We start from the raw sequence: 21,657 nt of genomic DNA, 5'->3' as shown, positions 1-21,657 counted from the left end.
TGCAAAGCGTCAAATTTTATCGATCCTGCCGCTAGCAAGGTCGATCCTGAAATTGCGTGACGGCAGGCCAGAGAAATAGCGGCCCATCATCTGCAGCATCAGGGCAAAATGTGCCTGCGCGCCGCCAATCTGTATTGCATTGGAACCAGCAAAAACAGCGATCAGGGCCCGATAGATTTCCTGCCTTGCTGCAGATATGCGATCAAGCGCCATTTCGCTTGCCATGCGCAGGCGATACCAGTCGCCCAGAAGTTCCAGTGCCGTCATCCTGTCAAAATGCTCGAGCCCAATATCTTCACTCGCGAGAAGTGCCTGTATTTTGGCTTTGGTCTCGGGGCGTCCGCGTTCCGCATGAACGAGAATGATTGTTGCATCCATGTCCACCGGCTGCTCGAAAAGGCTGAGCGTGAGGAGATCGCCAAGAGTGAGCAGCGGTAATATGCGCGCAATATCCTTAGGCCACTCCCGCCTGAGATAGCGATGCACGACCAGTTGATCAACGTGTTCGGATATGAAGGCGCCATAATCCACGGCGTCCAGCATGTTCCCGACATTCTTGCCGGTCAGTTTGATTTCGGTGCGGTACTGGTCATTCAGGACGGGATCGATCGGCTGATCATCAATACTGATCGTTTCGATGTGCAGACTCTGTTCCATGAAGGTGATGACCTTGAAAGCAGGCGGGAAAGCGACGAGTGACGGCACCCCGACGTTAACGAGCCAGGACGCACCCTTCTCCGCTCGCGCTGTATCATTGACGTGAAGATGGCCGCTGAAATGAATCCGTACACCGGCCTGCATCATGGCGGCGGCAACATCAGGAAGCGGCGTGCGTTTGACCGAGCTGGTATTGCCGATCAGTTGTTTTTCATCCGCATGCGTATCGTCCAGAATATCCAGCATCGGGTAGTGCGAAAATGTAAGAAGATGCTTACCTTCGATCTCTGCACGTGCGGAAACACTCTTTATCCAGTCGATAACAAACCGCTTGTGATGCAGCATAGTATTCCAGCCTGCATTGGTGCTGTCGATGAATGCTCCGGAATCGCCTCGCTCGAAATCACCATCACGCGGCACGAATACATTGGCATCGATCATCAGTAGCCAGAGACCTGGAATTGGCTCGACCAGATAGGATGTATCCATAAGCTGATATTCGTTCGTCCCGTCCGCCGAGCGGATCGGGTAAAGCCGTCCGGCGGGATTGTCATCCAGCCCGAAGGGTGTTTCCCAATGAATATCCGTCACCCGCCTGAAAAATCCGAAGTCAGGCAATGCCTGCAGCCCCTCCGGATAGCCCTGACAGTACATCTTGTCCGTAACGACCATACCATCGGCATCCTCGTCAATGAACGCGCTGTCACTGGCCACGATCGTGTAGCTGCCGTCAGGATTCAACAATCGCTTGGCGTGATGCCGGCCTTTGGGGCCAAAAATATCATGATTTCCGGGAACCGCCGTGAAGATCAGCCCATGCGCTTGCGTGTACCCATCCAGCAGTTGCCGAAGCGCCTTGAGCGTGGAGACTTGTCCATCGTCGGAATAATCGCCAAGCAACACCACATGCTTGATGCTCCGGCTGACGACATCGTCAAGCGCGGTGCGCAGCGCAAAATAGCTTTCGTTGAAAACCCGCGTGGAACGCACCGTGTCCGTCAAGCGCCGGGCCGTCATACGTCGACCACCAGCGGCTACTCCGGCGAAATCATAGTCGCCATAAAGATCATGAAAGTGGGCATCTGCGATGACTGCGAGGGAGGGAAATGTGGCCGATGACATGAATCAGATGTTCCAATGATTTTATACATTTGTATCAGCGATTGTCATAAAGCTTAAAAAACAAATCACTATCGCCTACATATGCTGAATGGCAGACTTTTATTGCGCACTTAGCCAATAAAACAAAATCCAAGCCTCGCATAACGTCTGCAGTTTGGTTACGATGACCAAAAAAACGGGGAATTGGGTGTGAGAAACGTATGAGCGAAGAGATATTTCGGGTGAAATTCTGGGGAACGCGTGGCAGCGTACCAGTATCCGGCCCCGAATTTGAACGTTATGGCGGAAACACGTCATGTATCGAAGTACGCTGCGGCGAGCATAGACTGATTTTTGACGGGGGCTCCGGCTTGCGTCAGGCTGGTGATGCCGTGTCCGGTGAGGGTGTGGACAACCTCGACATCATCTTCACCCATTGTCACTATGACCACATTATCGGCTTGCCCTATTTCGCCCCGCTTTACAATCCAATGATGAATGTGCGGCTTTGGTCCGGTCATCTCTCAGGTATTATGACCACACGGGAAATGGTTCGCCAATTCATGCGCCCGCCATGGTTTCCCGTTGAGCCGGATATTTGCAAGGCAAGTCTCAGCTTTCGTGATTTTCGATCCGGCGACATTCTCACCCCGCACGAGGGTGTCGCAATCCGCACAGATAGTCTTAATCATCCCGGCGGTTGCATTGGCTATCGCGTCGAATGGGCAGGCAAGGTGCTGGCGCTCATTTACGACACGGAGCATGAAGCCGGCATCCTCGATCCTGCCGTGCTTGGTCTGATCGACGGAGCAGATCTCGTTGTGTATGATTGTACCTATACGGAAGATGAAATGCCGCGCCGCTTCGGCTACGGCCATTCTACCTGGCAGCACGGCGTGAAGCTGGCAGCTGCTGGAAAGGTTAACCAGCTTGCGCTCTTCCATCATGCACCATCGCGCACGGATGACGAGATAGACCGCTTTGAGCAATTGGCGAAGAAGCGCTTCGCCGGGACTTTTGCGGCGCGTGACGGTCAGATCATTGATCTCTAATGTTAACTTTGGCTCTTCATTAGCTCATTGATGGAGAGCCAGCGCCCGCCGGGCGTCTTTGCCACGACCTGGAAAAGCTTCTTCAGGAACGCCCATGCAGACTCATCGTGGACAAGATGGTGGGTCAGAATTCCGATTGGCTCGGAACTTCCGTCAAACCGCTGGCGCAACTCTGTCACGATAGCGGCGACAAGTTCCGCATGGTCGCGGCAACCTTTGGTGCCGTGCCAGTCCATCAGATCGACATGGGTGTTAACTGCAGGCAGTGAATTTGCCGGCTTTTTTGCCGCTCCAAACACCGATAGCGCCTGGAATCCGCAATCACCGAGATAAGGCAGCAGCGCTGGATCAATCCGGTTCCATGGCGGGACAAGTACGGGCACAAATCGTATCGGATGGAGCTTGGCAAGAAGTCTGCAACCATCCTGCAGTTGCTCAAGAACCAGCGCGCGCGGACGATCCGGGCCGAGTTCCTGTTTTTTCCGGTCCTTTGGCGCATTATTCTCGTGCGACCAGCCATGGACCGCCACAGAGACCCAACGTTCGCTTTCGAGGCGTTTGACCAACGGTTCCCCCGTATGCGCGGGAATCACGGCAAGTGTCAGAGGCACTTTGGATTCACCGGCGAGTTGGAGCAGGCGATCCAGCGCGTCTGTTGGCTCGACAGCATCGTCATCCCGCAACCAGAATCGGGCACTGCGATTAGCGTGAATCCAACGTGCAAGCTCGGCTTGCAGGGGCTGCCAGATTGGATCGTCCGTCATTGACTTCCTCCCATTGCATTTTTGAGCAGCGCATCAAGCCGTCCTGCGGCAACCTCCAGCGATCTCTCCTGCAACACAAAACGGCGCGCCGCTGTGCCCATTGATAACCGAAGATCGCTATCGTCGAGCAGGCTGGCGATAGCGTCAGCATAGGCCTGCGCATCATTTTCGTGCGTGAGGAAACCCGTCACACCATCATGAACCACTTCCGGCACACCCGCTGTCGCCTGTGCAACCACGGGCAAACCTGCCGCCTGCGCCTCCAGATAAGCGATCCCATAGGCTTCGCCGCAACCGGGCCAGACATAGATTCCACCTTCTTCCAACAACGCGGCAACCTCTTGCGCGTTCCGTTGGCCCAACCAGCTTATTCGCTCGCCAAATGCTGAAAACAGGGCTTTCACTTCGTTCTCGACCGGTCCGTCGCCGACAATAGTCAGCGTCCATTCGCGGTCACCGATCAGGGACAAAGATCTCGCCAGCATCTCATAGCTGTGCAGCTTGTCGCCGGGCCGCATCATCGCCACTGTCACAAGCCTATGCGGATGAGCCGCAACCGGCCCACTGCGAAAGGGATCAACATCGATAAACGGCTTCAGCCTTGCAAGTCGTGCACCTGGAATGTTCGCGGCAAGACCGTTCATATCCCGTTGCGTAAAACAGAGATTAACCGAGGCACCACGCACCGCTTCAGCCACCAATATCTGCGTCTCGGCCCAACCGGTGGCATTACGGCGCGGCGAATAGGATGCTTCCGCCGTGACATAGGGAATATCCAAAGCGATCGACAGAGCGGGACCGATCAGATCAGGCGCCTTGTAATAGGGATGGTAGCAGAACCAGAGATCGGGTTTTGCATCTGCGCCCCATAGACCCGAGAGACGTTCAATCTCCCTTTGCGCACTGGCCGCGATACGTTGCCGGTCTTCAAAAATGGGTAACTTCGAAAAACTGCGGAGCCCGGAAACCACCTCCACGCTATGGCCAGCCTTCTGAAGCGCAGCAATCAGCAAGCGGGCCATTTGCCGGTCACCCGAGGGAACCGGATGACTGGGTGATTTCAAGGGAGCATAAAACGCGACCTGCATGCGCAAGCGATCCAGTATTTCACAATCGTTTCAACCATTTCGGCGAATATCGGCCGATTCCTTCAAATCTATAGCCGGTTCAGGCCTCCTGACACTAACAATCTTTTGATCGCCATCACGCAACCGTTTGTCAAAAAGCCATCATTGCGCTTGAACGCACGCCTATGGCTCGCCAAATCAGGTGGGCTCGCATAAGCTTCCAATGAAGTGCGAAGGACGTCATATCAGGCAAGGCGCGGGGGATTGATTCGGCATTTATGACAATAGTGGCTACAGCACCCATGCTTTCCGAGCGGTCCTTGCGCAGGGCACGACTGGCATCAGGCCTGATCATGCTCACATTCCTGACGTTGCATCTGGCAAACCATTCCCTCAATCTCATTTCACTTTCTGCCGCTGAAGAGGGCCGCCGCTGGTTTCTGTTCATCTGGCGCAATCCCGTTGGTACCGTGATCTTTTACGGAGCAGCGATCACCCATGTCATTCTGGTCATGCGATCGCTTTATATGCGCCGTACACTTTATATGCCTCTTGGCGAGGCCCTGCAGATTATCCTTGGACTGCTGATACCCGTTCTGATCATCGAGCACGTGGTCGGTACACGCATCCGCTACGAGATATCCAACTACTATGACAGCTACGAGGCTGTCATACGGGGGTTCTGGATCACCTCGCCTTTCAATGGCATCAAACAAACGGTCGCGCTGATTGTCATCTGGTGTCACGGCTGCATTGGCGTGCATTTCTGGCTGCGTTACAGGCAATGGTATCAGCAGGCGGCTCCCGTGCTGCTGACCGTTGCCATACTCCTGCCGGTTCTTGCACTGCTTGGTTTTGCCAATACGGGTCGAACGATCGCCAATATGTCGCCCGCTTCCGGTTACGGCGAATATCCCTCGTCCGGCTATCAGGGCCATAAGAATTACAATTCCACCCGCTACACCTCCCCTGCCGAACGCACCGAGGTCAAGGAGGACGAATTCCTCATCAAAACCGGGCTTTATGGCGCTTTCGCCGGCGGTCTCGCGCTCGTTCTTGCCATGCGCGTTTATCGGCGCTGGCGCGAGCGGGCCAGCCAGATCCAAATCCGCTACGCCGATGGCCAAAGCGTCCGGGTACCCCTCGGCTTCAGCGTCCTCGAGGCAAGCCGGCTTGGCGGCATACCGCATTACGCTGTGTGCGGCGGCAAGGGCCGGTGTTCAACGTGCCGTGTCCAGGTTCTGGAGGGGGCTGAAACACTGCCGCCGCCGCAGCCCATCGAACAGGCGACCCTGACCCGTATCGGCGCCGATCACGGCGTCCGGCTCGCCTGTCAGTTGCATCCGACGAGCGATATCAGTGTTGTTCCGCTTCTTGTCCCAAGTCTTGAAAGCATTGTTCCAACGGGTAGCCAGCAGGCAAGTCCAGGGCGTGAGCGCGAAATCGCGATCCTGTTCTGCGATATCCGCAGCTTCACCATGCTCACCGAGGCGCGATTGCCTTATGACATCGTTTTTCTGCTCAACCGGTACTTCGCCATTGTCGGTCAAGCTGTAGAGCGCTCCGGCGGCCGCCTCGACAAATTCATTGGCGACGGTGCAATGGCACTGTTCGGACTGAACAGCTCTGCAGCGGACGCCTGCAGCAATGCGCTGAAAGCGGCAACGATCATCGTCAAGGAAATCGAGCGGCTCAACGGTGAACTTGCTGGCGAACTCAGTATTCCCTTGCGCGTGGCCATCGGTATTCATACCGGCCCGGCTATCGTTGGAGCCATGGGCTATGGCGCGGTTAAAAGCCTGACCGCAATTGGCGATACGGTCAACGTGGCCAGTCGGCTGGAAACTGTCGCCAAGGAATTCGATGTGACACTCGTCGTTTCAGAGCCGGTAATCACCTTGGCGGGTTCCGATACGACTGGCCTCGACGTGCGTGAGGTGGCTATCCGCGGACGGGCCCTGCCCCTTCGCGTTTATATCGTTCCACAGGAAAGCAGCGTTCGCTTCGTGTGACGTAGCCTGATATTCTGTTCGCGGAGAGTTGCAGTATATTATAAGCACGGGGCGGACGGTGATAAACATCAAGGCATGGCGGCGAGGCTTCCAGAAAGCCAGAAACCGCGCGGCAGGACATTTTTTCGACACACGCTATGGCCGTGAACTGATGATCAGCGCGATGGATCCGCGGGTGCTGACCATGACGGTCAACTGCGGTGATCACGTCATGACTTTCTCACCGAGCGACTATATTGGCAGGAAAATCTTCCGCAAAGGGCATTTCGAGCGGCATCATGTCAGCCGGTTGCTGTCTGTCCTCAAAGACATGCAGCTTTTGCCGGAAGGCACTACCCTGCTTGAACTTGGCGGCAATATCGGCACGCAAACCGTATACTTCAGTCTGAGCAGATCCTTCGCGCGTATCATCAGTGTTGAACCGGATCCGCGCAATTTCGAGTTGTTAAAGTCGAACATTGCCCAGAATTCAATCGAAGACCGGGTGACGCTGGTCAATTGCGCTGCAGGCGATCACGACGGAGAAATCGACTTCTTCCAGCATTCCAGCAACCATGGAAAGAGCAGCACGAACCGCCAGAGCAAATCAGACACCAGGATCGTCGTACCGGTTCGCCGGGTCGACGGCATCCTTGATGAAGCCGCTGTTCCACCGAATCAGGTCGGCCTGATATGGATGGACATCGAAGGCCATGAGCCCATCGCTTGCCGTTCGATGGAAGTCCTGCTTTCCCGCAGAGTGCCGCTGTATCTCGAGTTTTCACCGAATTTTTATGGGCCAGACCAGGCGGCAGCGTTCGTCAGATACCTGACGGGTTTTTATGATGACTGTCTCGTTTTTCACCACGGCAAACCCTTGGCGATGAAAGTCAGGGCTCTGCCGATCGATCAGGGCCAGTTCGACGTGCTGCTTTTCGGATAATTACCTGCGGCGATACAGAAAATAGCGACCCGGTTTGACGCTGTGTGGCAGAGGCAGGAGTTCGAGTTCCGGGTGATCAAGCGCCAGACCGCTGGCAACGATGCCGTGAGGGACCAGCAGATCGGCCGCAAGTTGAGGCAACCATGTAAGCGTAACGGCATCCTGATCCGGATAGCCCGTACCGATATCAGCATGGACCAGAGCCGCGTTGATTCCGGCAAAACTTTGCGCCGTCTCCTTGATCTCTCCGATCACCATGTTTTCAGGATCCGGCGTGGAACTCTTATAGGCGTGGGAGGCTCGATCAAACGCGATGATACGCCGGTCAGGGAACCGCTCGCGCAGATGGTCATAGGTGCGGCCGTTACCCAACCCGAGCTCGAGCACGGGGCCCGGCAATTCCCTCACGGTGTTTGAGATATGATTGAGGATATCACGCTGGGCCGTCATGCGGCGGATAAAGCTATCGAGGCGGCTCATGATGATCGGGTATCCATATTGTCAATTTTATGCCAGCCCGGCTTATCAGCCCGTGTGAACCGGGTCGACCACCGGCATGGGTCTATCCGGTAGATTCTTTTTGATCAGACACGGGGGAACCCTTGTTTTCCTGCTGTTTTAAACCGCCTTTCCGGCTCTGTTACAAATCGTGTTTTCTTTAACTTGACTCTTTTTCTCATGTTCTTGTATAGCTGCACACGCGACAGTTGTTGAGCCATGATTATTTCAAATTTTGAAATAATCATGGCAACACTACATGCTGACTCGAATGCCAATACGACAACTTCTTAAAAAGAATAAAGATCATGTCAAAAGAACAATATCTTCATGATGAAAATGTTCTTGTAGATGCACTGATTAAATATAAAAATAAGCTATTGGTTATTGCTGAAAGCGTACTTCATTCGCATGCTCAAGCGGAAGATATATTTCACGATGCGATCGTTAAAGCTTGCACCATGCAGACGAGTTGCATTCATTGTCCAGTCGGATACGCCTGCCGTATGGTGTATAATCTTGCACTGGATGAAGCGCGAAAGCGGCAATACGAGAAGAACAATCTGATGCCTATGGACGGCGTGGATTCAGTGCCGGCGCCTTGCGTAAACGCTCTCGACTGCATGGTTATGACCGAGGCATTGAACAAGGTTTTGGCATCACTGAAGGAACTGCCGAAGCGCACCCATGACGCATTCATCCGCCATCGAATCGAAGGCGTTCCGCAGAAGGATATTGCGGAAGAGCTCGGCGTTTCACGCACCCTTGTCAATTTCATGATCAAGGATGCGCACCGCTATTGCGAGCAATCCCTCAAAGCGGCTTAGCAGCCCTGCGCGGCCGTATAAGCAACAGCGCAAACACCGGCCCACCCAGGAGGGTAGCAATCAATCCCGTTGGCAATTGCCACGGGAAATACGCCGTACGGCCGATGAAATCCGCGACGGCCATCAGCAGTGCACCGAACAGGGCTGTTCCGAGAAGATGTGGAAAACCGCGTGTCAGGCCCAGACGCTGGGCCAGATGCGGCGCCATCAGGCCGACAAAGCTCAATGGTCCGACGACAAGCGTGGCAATGGCGGTAAGCAAGGCTGAAAAACCAAGAATGAGTATCCGGAATGTCCGGACATTGACCCCGTGCGAATGCGCCGACATTTCACCCAGAGCGAAGTGTTGCAATGGACGAAGGAAAACGGAAACCGCGATCATGGCAATGACAGCGCATACAAGCGAGATAACAGCAGCAGAGCTGGTAACACTGTAGGTAGAGCCGGTCATCCAGCTGATCAATGACATCGCTCGCGGGTCACCGGACGCAAGAATGACGGAAACGAGCGCCGTCAGAAAGGCGCTCAACGAGACGCCGATAATGAGAAACTGGTTGCCCGACTGTGCCTTGTGCCAGCTCATGGCAAACAGCGCCGCGAGTACCGCTGCTGCCCCGAGAAAGCCGCCAAGCAACCGGTGACCGTAGTCAGGCTGTGCAACAACAAACAGGACGCAAAGCAAACCAAAGGCCGTACCAGCACTGACGCCAAGCACTTCAGGGCTCGCCATGGAATTTCCGGTCAGGCGCTGCAGTAGGCTGCCGGCAAGAGCAAGCATCATGCCCGCCGAAATTGCCGCAACCAATCTCGGCAATCGCCACTGCAACAAGGACTCCAGCATTTTGCCGGTGTGAATTGTCCAGGATGAATCAACGCCCCTGCCAACGAAGATCGCAGCAACGCAAGCACATATCAGGAGTACAGCAAGCATGGTCAGCAGCAATTGCGGGTGCCGGCTTTTTCGGATGGCCGGAGCAGCGGTCGTCGGCTGTCCAACGGACTTGCGGCGCAACATGACGATCAACAAGGCAGGCACGCCGATCAGCGCGGTCACAGCACCAGTCGGGAGCACGATACCGGTGACCGTCGATTGCAATTGCAGGATCTGATCGATCAGAACAAGAAGTCCGGCACCAACAAGCGGCGCTGTAATCAGCCGGTCCTTGATACGTCGCGCGCCGATTGCGCGGGCAATGGCAGGTGAAGCAAGCCCCAGAAAGCCAATAATACCCACAACACTCACCGTAAACGTCGTCAACGCAACGGCAACCGCGAGGGTGAGAGCTCTGGTGGTGTGAAGCTTCATGCCCAGCCCCTTTGCCGCATCGCCCAGGGTCAGCACATTCAACTGCCGCGCCAACAGAAATGCAAACGCTGTAAAAACAGCGATCTTCGGCAAGAGCGCACTCACATCGCGCCAATCATTCTGGTTCAGGGACCCGCCTCCCCAGACAAACAGGCCTGCGAGATAATGATCATTCATCAACACCAGAATGGTCACGATGGCTGTGCAATAAAGCCCCATCACAAGCCCCGTCAGGATGACGGTGACGGGCTGAAACTGGAAGCGCCACGCCACGGCAAAAACAATGGCCATGGCCGCGAAACCGCCAATGGCGGTGGTCAAGTCACGATTCCAGCCGAGGAGTGCCGGAAACCACAGGATTGCGATACCAAGTGCCAGTTGAGCTCCGGCTTCAACGCCCAATGTCGAGGGCGACGCCAGCGGATTGCGCAACACGTGCTGGAACAGTGTGCCGGAAAGTCCCAGCGCAAAGCCGCAGACAGCAGACATGGCAAGGCGCGGCAACAGGCTGTAATGCAGGAGGACAGCCTCCCCGTCGCTCGCCGATGGCGGCAGAAAAACCGCCTGAATGCCGAGCCTGGTGATCATCGGCCAAAGATTGATAGCCGCCACGCCAAGTCCGAATAGCCAAAGGACGCCGGTCCAGACCAGGCGTTGCGATGAGGATGTACGCAGCATCTAGACTTTTACCTCCGCCAGAAGACGGGCGAAGCGGGAGACAGATGGCAATGCGCCGAACATCAGCACGCTCGCCATACGCTGGGCATGCCCTTTCTGGACAAAGGGCATGGCCTGCCACAAAGGACTTCCCGCCAATCCGGCAAGAACATCCGGCGGAACGGGATCCATGTAGAAGACCCTGTTGTCACCAATGGAGATCAGATCGGCAAGTCCGGCATCGCCGAAACCCCATTCATTGGTTCGTTTCGTCCAGGCATTTTGCAGTTCGAGCCGGTCGAGAACGTCCTGAAAGATACCGCCGGGACCGTAAACACGGAGATTGCGCGCATCCAGAAACGTGATGATGGCGAGTTTCTGTTCGGCAAGACGGCGTGTCGCTTTCTTCGCCGCTTGCAGGTCCCGCTCCGTACGGTCAATCAGATCCTGCGCCTGCTGCGGCCGTCCCACGAGTTGACCGAGCTCCTGCGTCGCGCGCACGATATGCGGATAGGGCGAAGACCCAAGCGCGTGGATAGGAAAAGATTTGACTGGCGCTATTTTTTCCAGCTGTGGCCTGATCCATTCAAGATAGGGTGTCGAGATGATGAGATCGGGCTGCAGCAATTGCAGCATTTCCATATTGATCTCATAGCTGGAACCGACATTGGCAATGCCTGGCGGCAACGGTGGCTCCATGACCCAGTCGTACCAGCCTTGCGTGTCGACCAGACCCGCGGGCGGAGTACCGAATTCAATCAGTGTCTGCGCCAGTCCGTAGTCGAGTGACACCACGCGCGGCCCTGCAGCCCTGCCCGGACGCGCGGACACCAACGAAGCGAGCGCGGCGGTTGAGCCAAATAGAAAATCACGGCGACACAGCGCTGCCATTACCAGAATCCCGATCCTTAGAGAACGTAGCTGATGGGCGATTGTGTTTCCGGATGCCGGAAAATACCCATGCGAACTCCGTAAATGGCATTGAGCTTGTCAGCCGTGATCAGCGCGTCGGTTGCATCATGGGCCACAAGCTTGCCACCCGAAAGGGCAATCAGCCTGTCGCAATAGCGTGCAGCCATGTTGATATCGTGCAGGACAATCAGAACTGAGCGATTGTGCTCGTGTGCCAGCGTCTGGATGAGGCTCATCACCTCTATTTGATGATTGATATCAAGCGCCGAGATCGGCTCGTCAAGCAGAAGACATTCCGTGTCCTGCGCGATGAGCATGGCGAGGAAGGCGCGCTGGCGCTCGCCGCCGGACAAGGTATCGACGATGCGATCGGCAAAGGGTGTCAGACCTGTCAGTTCCAGAGCCTCGGACACTTTGGTGCGGTCGGTCAAGGAAAACCGACCAAGTGCCCCGTGCCACGGATAGCGGCCGAGCGACACCACTTCCCTGACAGTCATGCCGTCCGTGTCAGGCGTCTGTTGCGGCAGATAGGCAACCTTCCTGGCGTAGTCCTTTGGCCGGAATGATCCGAGCGGCTGGCCGTGATATTCGGCCTGGCCGTGCGTGGGCGCCTGAAAACGGGCGAGGATTTTCAGGAGCGTCGATTTCCCCGAACCGTTATGGCCGAGAATACCGACGACCTCGCCTTTCGGAACATCCAGTGTCAGCGGATGAAGCAGCGTTCTTCCATCAATGTCAAAACCGACTCCGCTAAGTGAAAAAGACGTTCCGTTCATTTTGTACCTGACCTTAAAATTTCGCTGAAAGTACGCCCTTGATAACCCGGCCTTCGCCATAAATGCACATAGGATCGCCAGCGGCATCCGCCGAACAGTTGCCATAGTAAGTCTTGTCGAAAAGATTGCTCGCCTTTAGCGTTCCTTTCCACCCATTCTTCTCATAGCTCAGTTCGGCGTCGACAAGTGTATAGGCATCAATATTGATCTTGTTGGCATTGTCACCAAAACTGCTGCCGACATAGCGAACACCTGCGCCAACATTCAAGCCTTGCAGCACCCCAGTGTCGAAATTATACTTTGCCCACAAAGACGCCTGATGTTCGGGAACCAGAGAAGGGCGGTTGCCCTGCTCACCAGCCGTGTTGCTCGATGTAATTTCCGCATCAAGATAGGTGTAGCTTCCCGTCAGACTTACTCCGTGAAAAAGATTGACGACGCTTTCAAGCTCGAAGCCGCGATGGCGGATTTCACCAGTCTGTATTGTGTTCGTAGGATCTGCGAGATCCGGCGTCGTAACGTTCGTCTTGGTGATCTGGAATACCGAAGCCGTGACAGTACCAGGGAAGAAGTCCGGCTCATATTTTACGCCAGCTTCATATTGGGTTCCCTTTGTCGGACTGAATGTCTGACCGCTCGCATCGACGCCAATATTCGTTTTAAAAGATTCAGAATAACTGACATACGGCGTCAAGCCATTATCAAAGAGATAGCCAAGTCCAGCCTGCCATGTGAACGCCTGATCCGACTGGTCTGAGCTACTGGCGGGATCGAGCCGATTGTTTGTCTTGTTGTCAATCCAGGCTTGGCGCCCACCCAAAGTGACTACCCAGTGATCATCAATCTTGGCGTGGGTCTGCGCATAAAGGCCCACTTGGCTGATTGTCTGTCTCAGATCCTCGTAGATTGGTGGATTGGCAATATCGAGACCGTAAATGGGATTCAGGATATCAAGGTTTGGGCCATTGCCGAAACCTTTCTGTCCGTCGAGCGTGTAACGATTGTAATCAAGTCCAAAGAGCAGCGTATTCTTGATACGCTCTGACTCATAAGTATACTCGGCATTGTTGTCGACGCTAAAGGCCGATGCCTTCTGATCCACCGTAAAAGCAGTACGCGGCATAGTCCGATCATCTATCATGCTATTGCTGTAATAGAGATGACGATAGTCGGTATCCTCAGCCGAATAACGGAGCTTCTGACGGATTTTCCATGCTTCGTTGAACGTATGTTCGAAATCATAACCGATCGAGCCATGATTGGCGTGAAACCGGTCGAAATTCGGATCGGCGGTTGTAAAGCTGCGGGAAAGCTGCCCATAGGACGCCGGATATTGAACGCCAGCGAGAGGCAAGAAGTAATTGGGTGTCAGCTTATCCCACTGATAGTTTGCAAGAACTGTCAAAGAGGTATCAGCGCTCGGTGACCATGTTATGGCTGGCGCAATGAAGACGCGATCATTCTCGGAAAAATCCTTTTCCTGTTGGCCATCACGGAACAGACCGGTCAAACGATATGTCCAGATGCCGTCCTTATCCAACGGACCGCCCGCGTCGAGGCCGACTTCATAGCTGTTGAATGTTCCATAGCTGGCATAAGCACTGTAAAGTGGGTCTTTTGTCGGACGCTTGGTCACCGCGTTGATAATGCCGCCTACTTCGTTTTCACCATAGAGAACGGACGCAGGGCCCTTCAACACTTCAACACGCTCCAGCCCATAGGGCTCGATCTTGAAGCCGGAAAAATCGAGTGTCTTTTGTGGCAGCCCGTCACGGAACATGGAATTGGAACCCGCATCAAAGCCGCGGATATTGACCTGAGTGAATCGATCATCCACCCCCCAAGGCGACGCTGTCACGCCAGCTGTATACGCCAACGTATCCTCAATACGCTGGTTGGAGCGGTCATCCATCTGTTCGCGTGTGATAACGGATATGGATTGCGGGATCTCGCGTAACGGCGTGCTGGTTTTCGTGCCTGTCGTTGTATTCTTGGCAAGATATCCATTACCGGGGCCGGTGGCATCATCATTGCTGTTGATGATGATCGGGTTGAGTTCAATGGTGGGCGCCTGCTGCGCCCCTGCAACACCAGCGGTCATGAGCGTTGCCAGAGATGTCGTGATCAGCAGATGTCCATAAAAGCGCTTGCCGCTCCCCGCAGAATTGACCCCGTTCGAAACCACTGCCCCGCAACCCCGCATGACCACACCCCTGTTAAAACCCTGAGACTATTTGATATTTAATATGAGTGTTACCCTCACATTCAAAACATGACTACATTTGTCATCTTAGTGAAGTCAAGGCGCGCCCGACGAAATGTCCGCCTTTTTCCCGCGCCTTGATCAACTTTGTGCTGTGTGTGTCGTGTCTACAACTTGGCCACGTGAAGGGCCTGCTGGATGTCGTTCCAGATGACTTCAGGCTCCTCGAGACCGACGGCGAAACGGATCGTCTGGGGATTGACACCAAACCGCACGAAGGAGGTCATGCGATCAGGGATCTGCAAAGCGGCCTTGGCCGGCACTACGAGCGTTTCCGGCCCTCCCCAACTGACGCCGAGACGGATATGGCGCAACGCATTGACGAAACGCGCGACGTCGATATCGGGGCTCAGGTCGAAGGCAAACAGGCCGGAGAATCCCGTCAAGGTCTTCTTTCCCGGATGATCCGAGAAGGCCGGATGACGGACAAGCGCGATATCGTCGTGCTGCTGCAGATGCTTGGCCAGCACGAGCCCGTTGTGCATATGCTCTTTCAGCCGCACCTTCAGAGTCCGCATGCCGCGCAACAACAGCCAGGCCTCGAAAGGCGAGAGCTTTGCACCTATATAGGGATAGGTTGAGCTGTTGATCTTGGCGATCAGATCACGTGGCCCGACGACAACGCCAGCCACTGTATCGCTGTGACCGCCCAGATATTTCGAAGCCGCATGGATGACAATATCGACACCATGCTGGATGGGCTTCTGAAAGAGCGGCGTCGCCCAGGAATTATCGATGACCGTTGTCACCCCATATTCCTTGGCCATCGTCGTCAAGGCTTCGATATCCTGCAATTCGAAAACCATGGATGTCGGGTTTTCCAGATAGAGCAGTTTCGCACCGGGCAGGGCCGCGCGCACTTCGTCATGATTGGATGGATCGACGAAATCCACAGTCACACCAAACCGGGCAAGCAATTTCACGAACAGTCGGTAAATATCATTATAGAGATGCTGAACGGCAACCACGCGGTCGCCGGCTTCAACGAGGCTCAGAATTGTTGCGGTAATCGCGGCAGTACCACTGGAGAAGCCGCGACCGTCTTCCGCACCTTCAAGACGGGCTGTCAGCAGCTCGAACTCGCGCACGGTCGGATTGTCACCGCGTGAATAGATGTAATTGCGCGAACGACCGGCAAAGACATCTTCCATCGCTTCATAGGTGTCATAGGTAAAGAGCGACGTCTGGAAGATTGGCGGTGAGACGGCGTTGAAAGCTGCCATTTCGACCGGCGAGAACAGGTCATCAGGCATTTCCATTGGATCGAATTCATGGGGTGGCATGGATTTGTTCATGATGCCCTCTCAGACACGGTGTTGTTGCAGGTTGCGATGGGAAGATGAGATGTGGCGGTTTGGCTGCGCAGTTGGCGCGGTTCAACGGCTGCCTTCATGGCGCTGGGACCCAGAGCCTGTCATCGAAAAAGCGTTCGCGCAGCAGCATGACAAGCATGGCGCGCTTATGCGGAAAATCGAAGTGCTTCACTTTGGAAAACCCGGAGCGGTCGAGATTGCGGATCTGCTGCTCATGACTGGCGCGCGGCTCACCCACAATACGCTGCGTACGCGGGTCATCGAGAAACATGAAATGCATCAGCGAGGGCAGCCAAGCGGTGATCCATTGCTTGCCGCGATAGGCAGGTTCGCCGATCGCCACATGCCAACCACGGTCGTAATCCTGCGCGTCGTAATAGGGTCCGAGGCGGTTTTCCTTGGCCCAATAGACCTCGAAATAACCGAATGGCACACCATTGAAACAGCCGATCAGGGCAAGGATATGCGGATCCTGCAGCCGGTCCTCGAGAATGGCGGCGTGTTTTTCCCTGTCCCCACCGTCTTCCCAAATCACGTTGACCTGCTCGTCATTCATCCAACGGTGGAAGTGATCAAGATCCACCTGCGGGTCAGCAGCGCGGAACGAAAGGGTTTGGTCAAGCCAGGGGATATAACGTTCGTAGACTGTACCGACTGGCTTGCGTGACCGCTTGGGATGATACTGACCATTGGTCAGGGTATGCACCTGCGGGTGCGGGTAGGCAGGATTTGCGACCCACGGCATCGGCCACTGCCAGAATTCCCTGACATCAACCGTCAACGTGTTGCCGGCGCGTAAACCAAGTGGAAAATCCGACGGCTGCACATTGTCGACTTCAACCAGGTTGATCGTCCGCGACTGCGCCGAAAGGAACTCGATGGCTGATGCCAGAACAGGAACGGTTTCATCCACATTCAGATCAGGCAACCGAACCCGGACGGTGCTGGCCCCAGTTTCAACATCCGCAAGGTAACGCCCCGCTGCGGTCAAAACCAGCAGCTGGCCTGACGTTTTCATTTGCGCAGATTTCAGGAAACACGACAGCCCCGAAGCTGGAAACCGCGAAACATTGGTTTCTTTGGTGATATTGGAAACAAGAGTCATAGCGCACTCCGCAGCCTGTTCACTGGCAAGATTTGACAAGGTGATTTCTACAGAGACGGTCAGCGCGGCTTTCGATTTAGCCAAACTTTGAAAAATTTTTCTTCTGTTCCGCTTAAATCGGATGCGGGCTCATCCGTCTCTTGGTCATGTCTTTATTCTGCAAGGAGCCCGCATGATGTCGAATGCCGAGACGTCGCCAGAGACCTGGAGCATCGTTCGCGATCAGGAACACCGCTATTCTGTCTGGTCCAATGACAAGGCTCTGCCGATCGGCTGGAGCAAGGAAAGTTTCATTGGCACTCGCGAGGAATGCCTTGTCGAAATCAAGAAAATCTGGGTTGACCCGCGGCCGCTCGCCTTGCGGCAGGCGATGGCGTGATTGCCGGCCATTCCTTTCAGACAACAGATCGGTGACAACATGAACAAACTCTTCGCTCAACCCGAGACGAATGAACTCGCTTCGGTGGATGACATCGCCAATAGCGCGATCAACAGCTTTCCGCTGACATTGGCGCAAAAGCGCATCTGGTCGCTGGAGCAGATCGGCAATAGCACGGTGTTTCCCTTTCAGGTGCTTTCCCTGCAATGGGAGCAGCACGTAGCACTTGATCAACTGCATGATGCCTTGGACCGATTGGCACAACGGCACAGTGCCTTGCGCACACGCTTTCGCCGTTTTGCCGGTGGTCGTATTGAGCAGTTCTCTCTTCCGGGCGATGTCCCATCGAATGAAATCGTTGGCAGTGACAGCAATCCCCTGAGTACCGGGGAAGCCGAAACGGAAAAAGCTGGTTTTATCGCCCGCCCCTTTGATCTCCTGAATGGTGTATCCGCCCGCTACCAATTGATCGTTGCCAGCAATGATCAACTGATCTCGACAATTGTTCTGCATCCCATCGTCTGCGATGAGGCCGCGCTTGCCATCCTGCGCAGTGATCTCATCGCGCTGGTCGAGGGCACGGAATTGCTGCCACTCCAAACCGACAGCCTGCAGCGCGGGCTGCACGAAGAAGCGTGGCTCGACACATCGGCATTCACGGCGGCACTCGCCCATTGGCGCGATCTGATCGGCGAAGAATATAACGCGACGACGCTGCCGACCCGCTTTAACGCGAGCGGATATGCCGGTACCAGACGCAAACACGTGCCGTTCACCGTGGCTGCCAATCTTTGGAACCGCGTCAATACTTATGCCCAATCGAAGGGTCTGAAAGCCGAGCTGCTGCTCTCAGCTGCTTTCGCCATTCTTCTGGCGCGCTACAGCGGCACATATTCCTTGCAATACGGCACATTGCTCACGGCCCGCAATGCGGCTGAGCAACTGACGATTGCCCGTACGGAGCAGATTATTCCACTCAAATTGGAGTTGACATCGCGGGCCGCCGTTCTCGACGTTTGTGCCGCGCTCATTTCTGCAGTGGCAGCTGGAGCCGACAATCTTGTTCCATTCGAACGCCTGGTTCAGGAAATCCAGACGCACGAGGAACGGGAACAGGACGCCATCGTCAAATCCCTGTTCGAGTTCCGCCACCCAACATCACATTCCGTGCTGGCCGGCGACCACGCACCCTTTGTTGCTCCACGTTCGGATGCGGAACTCGCGCTGGTTTTGACCCCGAATGCGGACGGCGGACTTGCAGGTCTGTTCGACTATGCCGAAGACATCTATGAACCTGCATTGATCCAGCGCGCCGCCATCCACTTCACACGGATCTTGTCCCAGGGAATTGCCGGAGAACAGATCCGCATCAAGGATCTCGAGCTTATCGCCGACGATGAACTTGATATCCTCTCAGCCCCCTATGAGGACGAAGGCGTCAATGACGACAGGGCGGTGCATGAACACATCGCCGCCCATGCGCAGCGGACACCTGACAAGACAGCTATCATCTTTGCCGATGAGGTCTGGAGCCACAGCAAGCTTGACCGCAGCGCCAACCAGCTTGCCCACCGCCTGATCAGACTTGGCGTGGGTGCAGACGTCAGCGTGGCGATCGCCGTCAAACGCTCTCCCGAGGCTATCGTCGGCATTCTCGCCACGCTCAAAGCAGGCGGTGCCTATATTCCGGTCGAGCCGGATCATCCGACCAGCCGCAACCACCATATCCTCCGCGATGGCGGCGTGAAGGTTATCCTGACGCACAGCTGGCTGCTTGACCGCATTCCGGAAGGTCTTGATGCGGTCATTCTGGAACTTGACAAGCTCGACCTGTCGGAGGAGCCAGACAGCGTTCCTGCGGTCAAGGTCCACAAGGACCAGCTTGCCTACATCATGTACACATCGGGCTCGACCGGACTGCCCAAGGGCGTTGCTGTCGAGCATGGGCCTTTGACCCATCACATGCAGAACACCTCGCGCGTCTACGGCATGAGCGCGGAATCGCGCGAGCTGCCATTCCTGCCTTTCAGCTCCGACGGCGGTCACGAGCGCTGGATGAATCCCCTGATGGAAGGCGGCAGCATCATTCTGCCGGACCAGCCCCTGTGGACCCCTGAAGAAACACTGACCGCCATGCGCAAGCATGGCGCCAACAATGCCAGCATTCCGACAACCTATCTGCAGCAATTGGCCGAGTGGGCTGACCTGACCGACAGCGCACCACCGATGCGGCTCTATTCCTTCGGTGGAGAGGGTCTTGCCCAGCAGACATTCGATCTTCTCTCCACAGCATTGAAGTCCGAATGGCTGATCAATGGCTACGGCCCCACCGAAACCATCATGACCCCGATGGTCTGGAAGGTGCGCGCTGGAGAGAAATTTGAAGGCACCTACGCACCGATCGGCCGTGCGGTCGGAAATCGCCGCGTCTACGTCCTTGATCCGGACCTCAATCCCTGCCCCGTCGGTGTGACGGGCGAACTTTACATCGCCGGTGAAGGCATGGCGCGCGGCTATATCGGCAAAGCCGATACGACAGCCGACCGATTCATTCCCGACCCGTTTTCCAAGGAGGGCGGGCGTCTTTATCGCTCCGGCGACCTGACGCGCTGGCGGGAAGACGGCACGGTCGAATTCGTGGGCCGTGTTGACCATCAGGTCAAGCTGCGCGGCTACCGCATCGAGCTTGGCGAAATTGAAGCTGCCCTGCTCCAGCTTGACGGCGTTGGCGAGGCTCTCGTCGTCCTGCGGGATGATGAAGCCACGAGGCAGAAGATGCTGGTGGCCTACGTCGTACCGAAACAGGGCGTTGACCTGGATGTGACGGAGATGCACTCGGCGCTGGAGCGCCTGCTTCCGGCCTACATGGTGCCGTCGGCCATTGTCCCGCTCAAGGCGATGCCGATCAATCCCAACAGCAAGCTCGACCGCTTCGCTCTGCCCGCACCAACGCCGCTGAAGCGGAACATTGTCGAGCCGGAAAATGCGATCGAGGAGGAAATCCGCGATATCTGGCAGGATATCCTGAAAACCAGTCAGATCAGCGTCGAGGACAATTTCTTCGCCATCGGTGGCAATTCTCTCGGAGCTATCCGCATTCTCACCGCCCTGCGGCAACGCAAGCCGCAGAACAGGACGACGATTGCCGATCTGTTCAACAATCCGACGATCCGCTCGTTCGCAGAGGTCGTTGAAAACGGCAATAGCGAGGCGGGCAGCGAAGTGATCGTGCTGCGGGCATCGGGAACCAAACCCGTTCTCTATTGCTTCCCCGGCCTTCTCGTCAGCACCCGTGAATATGTCAAACTCGTCGACTATCTCGGCGCAGATCAGCCCGCCACCGGCTTCATCTGCTATTCGCTCTCCGAACAGAAGGAGATCGGGTCATCCGTCGACGATATCATTCAGGGTTATGTGGATTACATCCGCCGCGAAAGCAAAGGCCAGCCTTGCTATTTCCTCGGCTGGTCGTGGGGTGGTCTGCTTGCCTATGAAACCGCGCGCAAGCTCGGCGACGAGATCGATCTGCGTCTGATCACCATGGTCGACGTTTGCGATCTCGGTACGGAATTTGCGATCGGCGCCAAGCCTCGCTTCAAGCCGGGCGAACGCGATCAGTTGCATGCAACCGTGCAGGAATGGCTGTCCCGCACCGCCATGCGGGCCGAATGGGATCGCCTGCTCAATGTCATGGACGAAGATACCTACGAGCAGTTCCTGCGCTTTGTCGGCGACGAGAAAGACGAGCTGCCGACAGACGGTCCGGATATCAGCAGCCGCGAACACACATTCTGGATCCTGATCGACAACGCCCTGATATTCAGGCGTCACGAACTGAAGCCGCATGACGTGCCGATCCATTCCTGGGCGGCCGACGACAGCCTGAATCGGGGTCTCAACCTGATCGACTGGCGGCGCTACTCACCCCGAGCAAATCCGGCGGAAATTATCTCTGGCACCAACCATCTGCACGTAATCGGATCACAGGCATTCCACAGCCGTCTCTCCCACCGGCTGGACGAGGCCCGATAGGGCCTTTTGGAATC

General features: G+C 55.6%; 16 protein-coding genes. 6 read left to right on the top strand and 10 right to left on the bottom strand.

Annotation, left to right across the window (positions count from 1 at the left end):
- Nucleotides 1-9: 9 nt before the first annotated feature.
- Nucleotides 10-1,779 (bottom strand): metallophosphoesterase family protein, encoded by a 1,770-nt coding sequence (locus FHW16_RS15110; RefSeq protein ID WP_182550046.1) that lies wholly within the window; start codon nucleotides 1,777-1,779, stop codon nucleotides 10-12.
- Between the two features lie 200 nt (nucleotides 1,780-1,979).
- Between FHW16_RS15110 and FHW16_RS15105 the strand changes: the two genes are divergently transcribed.
- Nucleotides 1,980-2,810 carry an MBL fold metallo-hydrolase gene (locus tag FHW16_RS15105; protein WP_182550045.1) on the top strand — a complete coding sequence of 277 codons (831 nt, stop codon included), beginning with the start codon at nucleotides 1,980-1,982 and terminating at the stop codon, nucleotides 2,808-2,810.
- A 2-nt stretch (nucleotides 2,811-2,812) separates the two neighbouring features.
- On the opposite strand, the gene FHW16_RS15100 is transcribed toward FHW16_RS15105, so the two are convergent.
- Nucleotides 2,813-3,574, bottom strand: a complete 762-nt coding sequence (locus FHW16_RS15100) for a polysaccharide deacetylase family protein (RefSeq protein ID WP_182550044.1) — start codon at nucleotides 3,572-3,574, stop codon at nucleotides 2,813-2,815.
- Complete coding sequence (locus FHW16_RS15095; RefSeq protein WP_182550043.1) at nucleotides 3,571-4,662, bottom strand: glycosyltransferase family 4 protein; 1,092 nt, start codon at nucleotides 4,660-4,662, stop codon at nucleotides 3,571-3,573. The genes FHW16_RS15100 and FHW16_RS15095 overlap by 4 nt, the downstream gene beginning before the upstream one ends.
- A gap of 257 nt (nucleotides 4,663-4,919) precedes the next feature.
- On the opposite strand from FHW16_RS15095, the gene FHW16_RS15090 reads away from it, so the two are divergent.
- Together FHW16_RS15090 and FHW16_RS15085 are read left to right on the top strand one after the other, a co-directional pair.
- Complete coding sequence (locus FHW16_RS15090) at nucleotides 4,920-6,653, top strand: adenylate/guanylate cyclase domain-containing protein (RefSeq protein ID WP_182550042.1); 1,734 nt, start codon at nucleotides 4,920-4,922, stop codon at nucleotides 6,651-6,653.
- Between the two features lie 58 nt (nucleotides 6,654-6,711).
- On the top strand, nucleotides 6,712-7,575 hold the full coding sequence (locus tag FHW16_RS15085) for an FkbM family methyltransferase (RefSeq protein WP_432652032.1): 864 nt from the start codon (nucleotides 6,712-6,714) through the stop codon (nucleotides 7,573-7,575).
- On the opposite strand, the gene FHW16_RS15080 is transcribed toward FHW16_RS15085, so the two are convergent.
- Complete coding sequence (locus tag FHW16_RS15080; RefSeq protein ID WP_182550041.1) at nucleotides 7,576-8,055, bottom strand: class I SAM-dependent methyltransferase; 480 nt, start codon at nucleotides 8,053-8,055, stop codon at nucleotides 7,576-7,578.
- A 326-nt stretch (nucleotides 8,056-8,381) separates the two neighbouring features.
- On the opposite strand from FHW16_RS15080, the gene FHW16_RS15075 reads away from it, so the two are divergent.
- The gene (locus FHW16_RS15075) at nucleotides 8,382-8,900 is read left to right on the top strand and encodes a sigma-70 family RNA polymerase sigma factor (protein ID WP_182550040.1); all 519 of its coding nucleotides are present in this window, start codon (nucleotides 8,382-8,384) and stop codon (nucleotides 8,898-8,900) included.
- On the opposite strand, the gene fhuB is transcribed toward FHW16_RS15075, so the two are convergent.
- The 6 genes from fhuB to FHW16_RS15045 form a co-directional block, all read right to left on the bottom strand.
- Entirely contained in the window at nucleotides 8,887-10,884 is a 1,998-nt protein-coding gene (gene fhuB / locus FHW16_RS15070) for a Fe(3+)-hydroxamate ABC transporter permease FhuB (protein ID WP_182550039.1), read from the bottom strand. The genes FHW16_RS15075 and fhuB overlap by 14 nt on opposite strands.
- On the bottom strand, nucleotides 10,885-11,754 hold the full coding sequence (locus tag FHW16_RS15065) for an ABC transporter substrate-binding protein (RefSeq protein ID WP_182550038.1): 870 nt from the start codon (nucleotides 11,752-11,754) through the stop codon (nucleotides 10,885-10,887).
- A gap of 17 nt (nucleotides 11,755-11,771) precedes the next feature.
- A complete protein-coding gene (locus tag FHW16_RS15060) occupies nucleotides 11,772-12,551 on the bottom strand; it encodes an ATP-binding cassette domain-containing protein (RefSeq protein WP_182550037.1) in 780 nt (259 codons plus the stop codon).
- A 13-nt stretch (nucleotides 12,552-12,564) separates the two neighbouring features.
- On the bottom strand, nucleotides 12,565-14,754 hold the full coding sequence (locus tag FHW16_RS15055) for a TonB-dependent siderophore receptor (protein WP_182550036.1): 2,190 nt from the start codon (nucleotides 14,752-14,754) through the stop codon (nucleotides 12,565-12,567).
- A gap of 167 nt (nucleotides 14,755-14,921) precedes the next feature.
- Nucleotides 14,922-16,109, bottom strand: coding sequence for a PLP-dependent transferase (locus tag FHW16_RS15050; protein ID WP_182550035.1), 1,188 nt, complete (start codon nucleotides 16,107-16,109; stop codon nucleotides 14,922-14,924).
- Nucleotides 16,110-16,203: 94 nt separating this feature from the next.
- Nucleotides 16,204-17,145, bottom strand: coding sequence for a GNAT family N-acetyltransferase (locus FHW16_RS15045; RefSeq protein ID WP_182550245.1), 942 nt, complete (start codon nucleotides 17,143-17,145; stop codon nucleotides 16,204-16,206).
- Nucleotides 17,146-17,404: 259 nt separating this feature from the next.
- On the opposite strand from FHW16_RS15045, the gene FHW16_RS15040 reads away from it, so the two are divergent.
- Both FHW16_RS15040 and FHW16_RS15035 read left to right on the top strand, forming a co-directional pair.
- A complete protein-coding gene (locus FHW16_RS15040) occupies nucleotides 17,405-17,611 on the top strand; it encodes an MbtH family NRPS accessory protein (protein ID WP_246711791.1) in 207 nt (68 codons plus the stop codon).
- A 39-nt stretch (nucleotides 17,612-17,650) separates the two neighbouring features.
- Complete coding sequence (locus tag FHW16_RS15035) at nucleotides 17,651-21,643, top strand: non-ribosomal peptide synthetase (protein WP_182550034.1); 3,993 nt, start codon at nucleotides 17,651-17,653, stop codon at nucleotides 21,641-21,643.
- Nucleotides 21,644-21,657: the final 14 nt, after the last annotated feature.

Source organism: Phyllobacterium myrsinacearum (genome assembly GCF_014138285.1).
Classification (GTDB): Bacteria; Pseudomonadota; Alphaproteobacteria; order Rhizobiales; family Rhizobiaceae; genus Phyllobacterium; species Phyllobacterium myrsinacearum_A.
This window is presented reverse-complemented; position numbering and strand designations above follow the sequence as displayed.

Bases quoted from the DNA above. Each gene is read 5' to 3' on its own strand.
- FHW16_RS15110 (WP_182550046.1), bottom strand. From the start codon at position 1,779: ATGTCATCGGCCACATTTCCCTCCCTCGCAGTCATCGCAGATGCCCAC.
- FHW16_RS15090 (WP_182550042.1), top strand. From the start codon at position 4,920: ATGACAATAGTGGCTACAGCACCCATGCTTTCCGAGCGGTCCTTGCGC.
- FHW16_RS15065 (WP_182550038.1), bottom strand. From the start codon at position 11,754: ATGGCAGCGCTGTGTCGCCGTGATTTTCTATTTGGCTCAACCGCCGCG.
- FHW16_RS15105 (WP_182550045.1), top strand. From the start codon at position 1,980: ATGAGCGAAGAGATATTTCGGGTGAAATTCTGGGGAACGCGTGGCAGC.
- FHW16_RS15050 (WP_182550035.1), bottom strand. From the start codon at position 16,109: ATGAACAAATCCATGCCACCCCATGAATTCGATCCAATGGAAATGCCT.
- FHW16_RS15100 (WP_182550044.1), bottom strand. From the start codon at position 3,574: ATGACGGACGATCCAATCTGGCAGCCCCTGCAAGCCGAGCTTGCACGT.
- FHW16_RS15080 (WP_182550041.1), bottom strand. From the start codon at position 8,055: ATGAGCCGCCTCGATAGCTTTATCCGCCGCATGACGGCCCAGCGTGAT.
- FHW16_RS15055 (WP_182550036.1), bottom strand. From the start codon at position 14,754: ATGCGGGGTTGCGGGGCAGTGGTTTCGAACGGGGTCAATTCTGCGGGG.
- FHW16_RS15075 (WP_182550040.1), top strand. From the start codon at position 8,382: ATGTCAAAAGAACAATATCTTCATGATGAAAATGTTCTTGTAGATGCA.
- FHW16_RS15035 (WP_182550034.1), top strand. From the start codon at position 17,651: ATGAACAAACTCTTCGCTCAACCCGAGACGAATGAACTCGCTTCGGTG.
- FHW16_RS15045 (WP_182550245.1), bottom strand. From the start codon at position 17,145: ATGAAAACGTCAGGCCAGCTGCTGGTTTTGACCGCAGCGGGGCGTTAC.
- FHW16_RS15060 (WP_182550037.1), bottom strand. From the start codon at position 12,551: ATGAACGGAACGTCTTTTTCACTTAGCGGAGTCGGTTTTGACATTGAT.
- fhuB (WP_182550039.1), bottom strand. From the start codon at position 10,884: ATGCTGCGTACATCCTCATCGCAACGCCTGGTCTGGACCGGCGTCCTT.
- FHW16_RS15040 (WP_246711791.1), top strand. From the start codon at position 17,405: ATGATGTCGAATGCCGAGACGTCGCCAGAGACCTGGAGCATCGTTCGC.
- FHW16_RS15095 (WP_182550043.1), bottom strand. From the start codon at position 4,662: ATGCAGGTCGCGTTTTATGCTCCCTTGAAATCACCCAGTCATCCGGTT.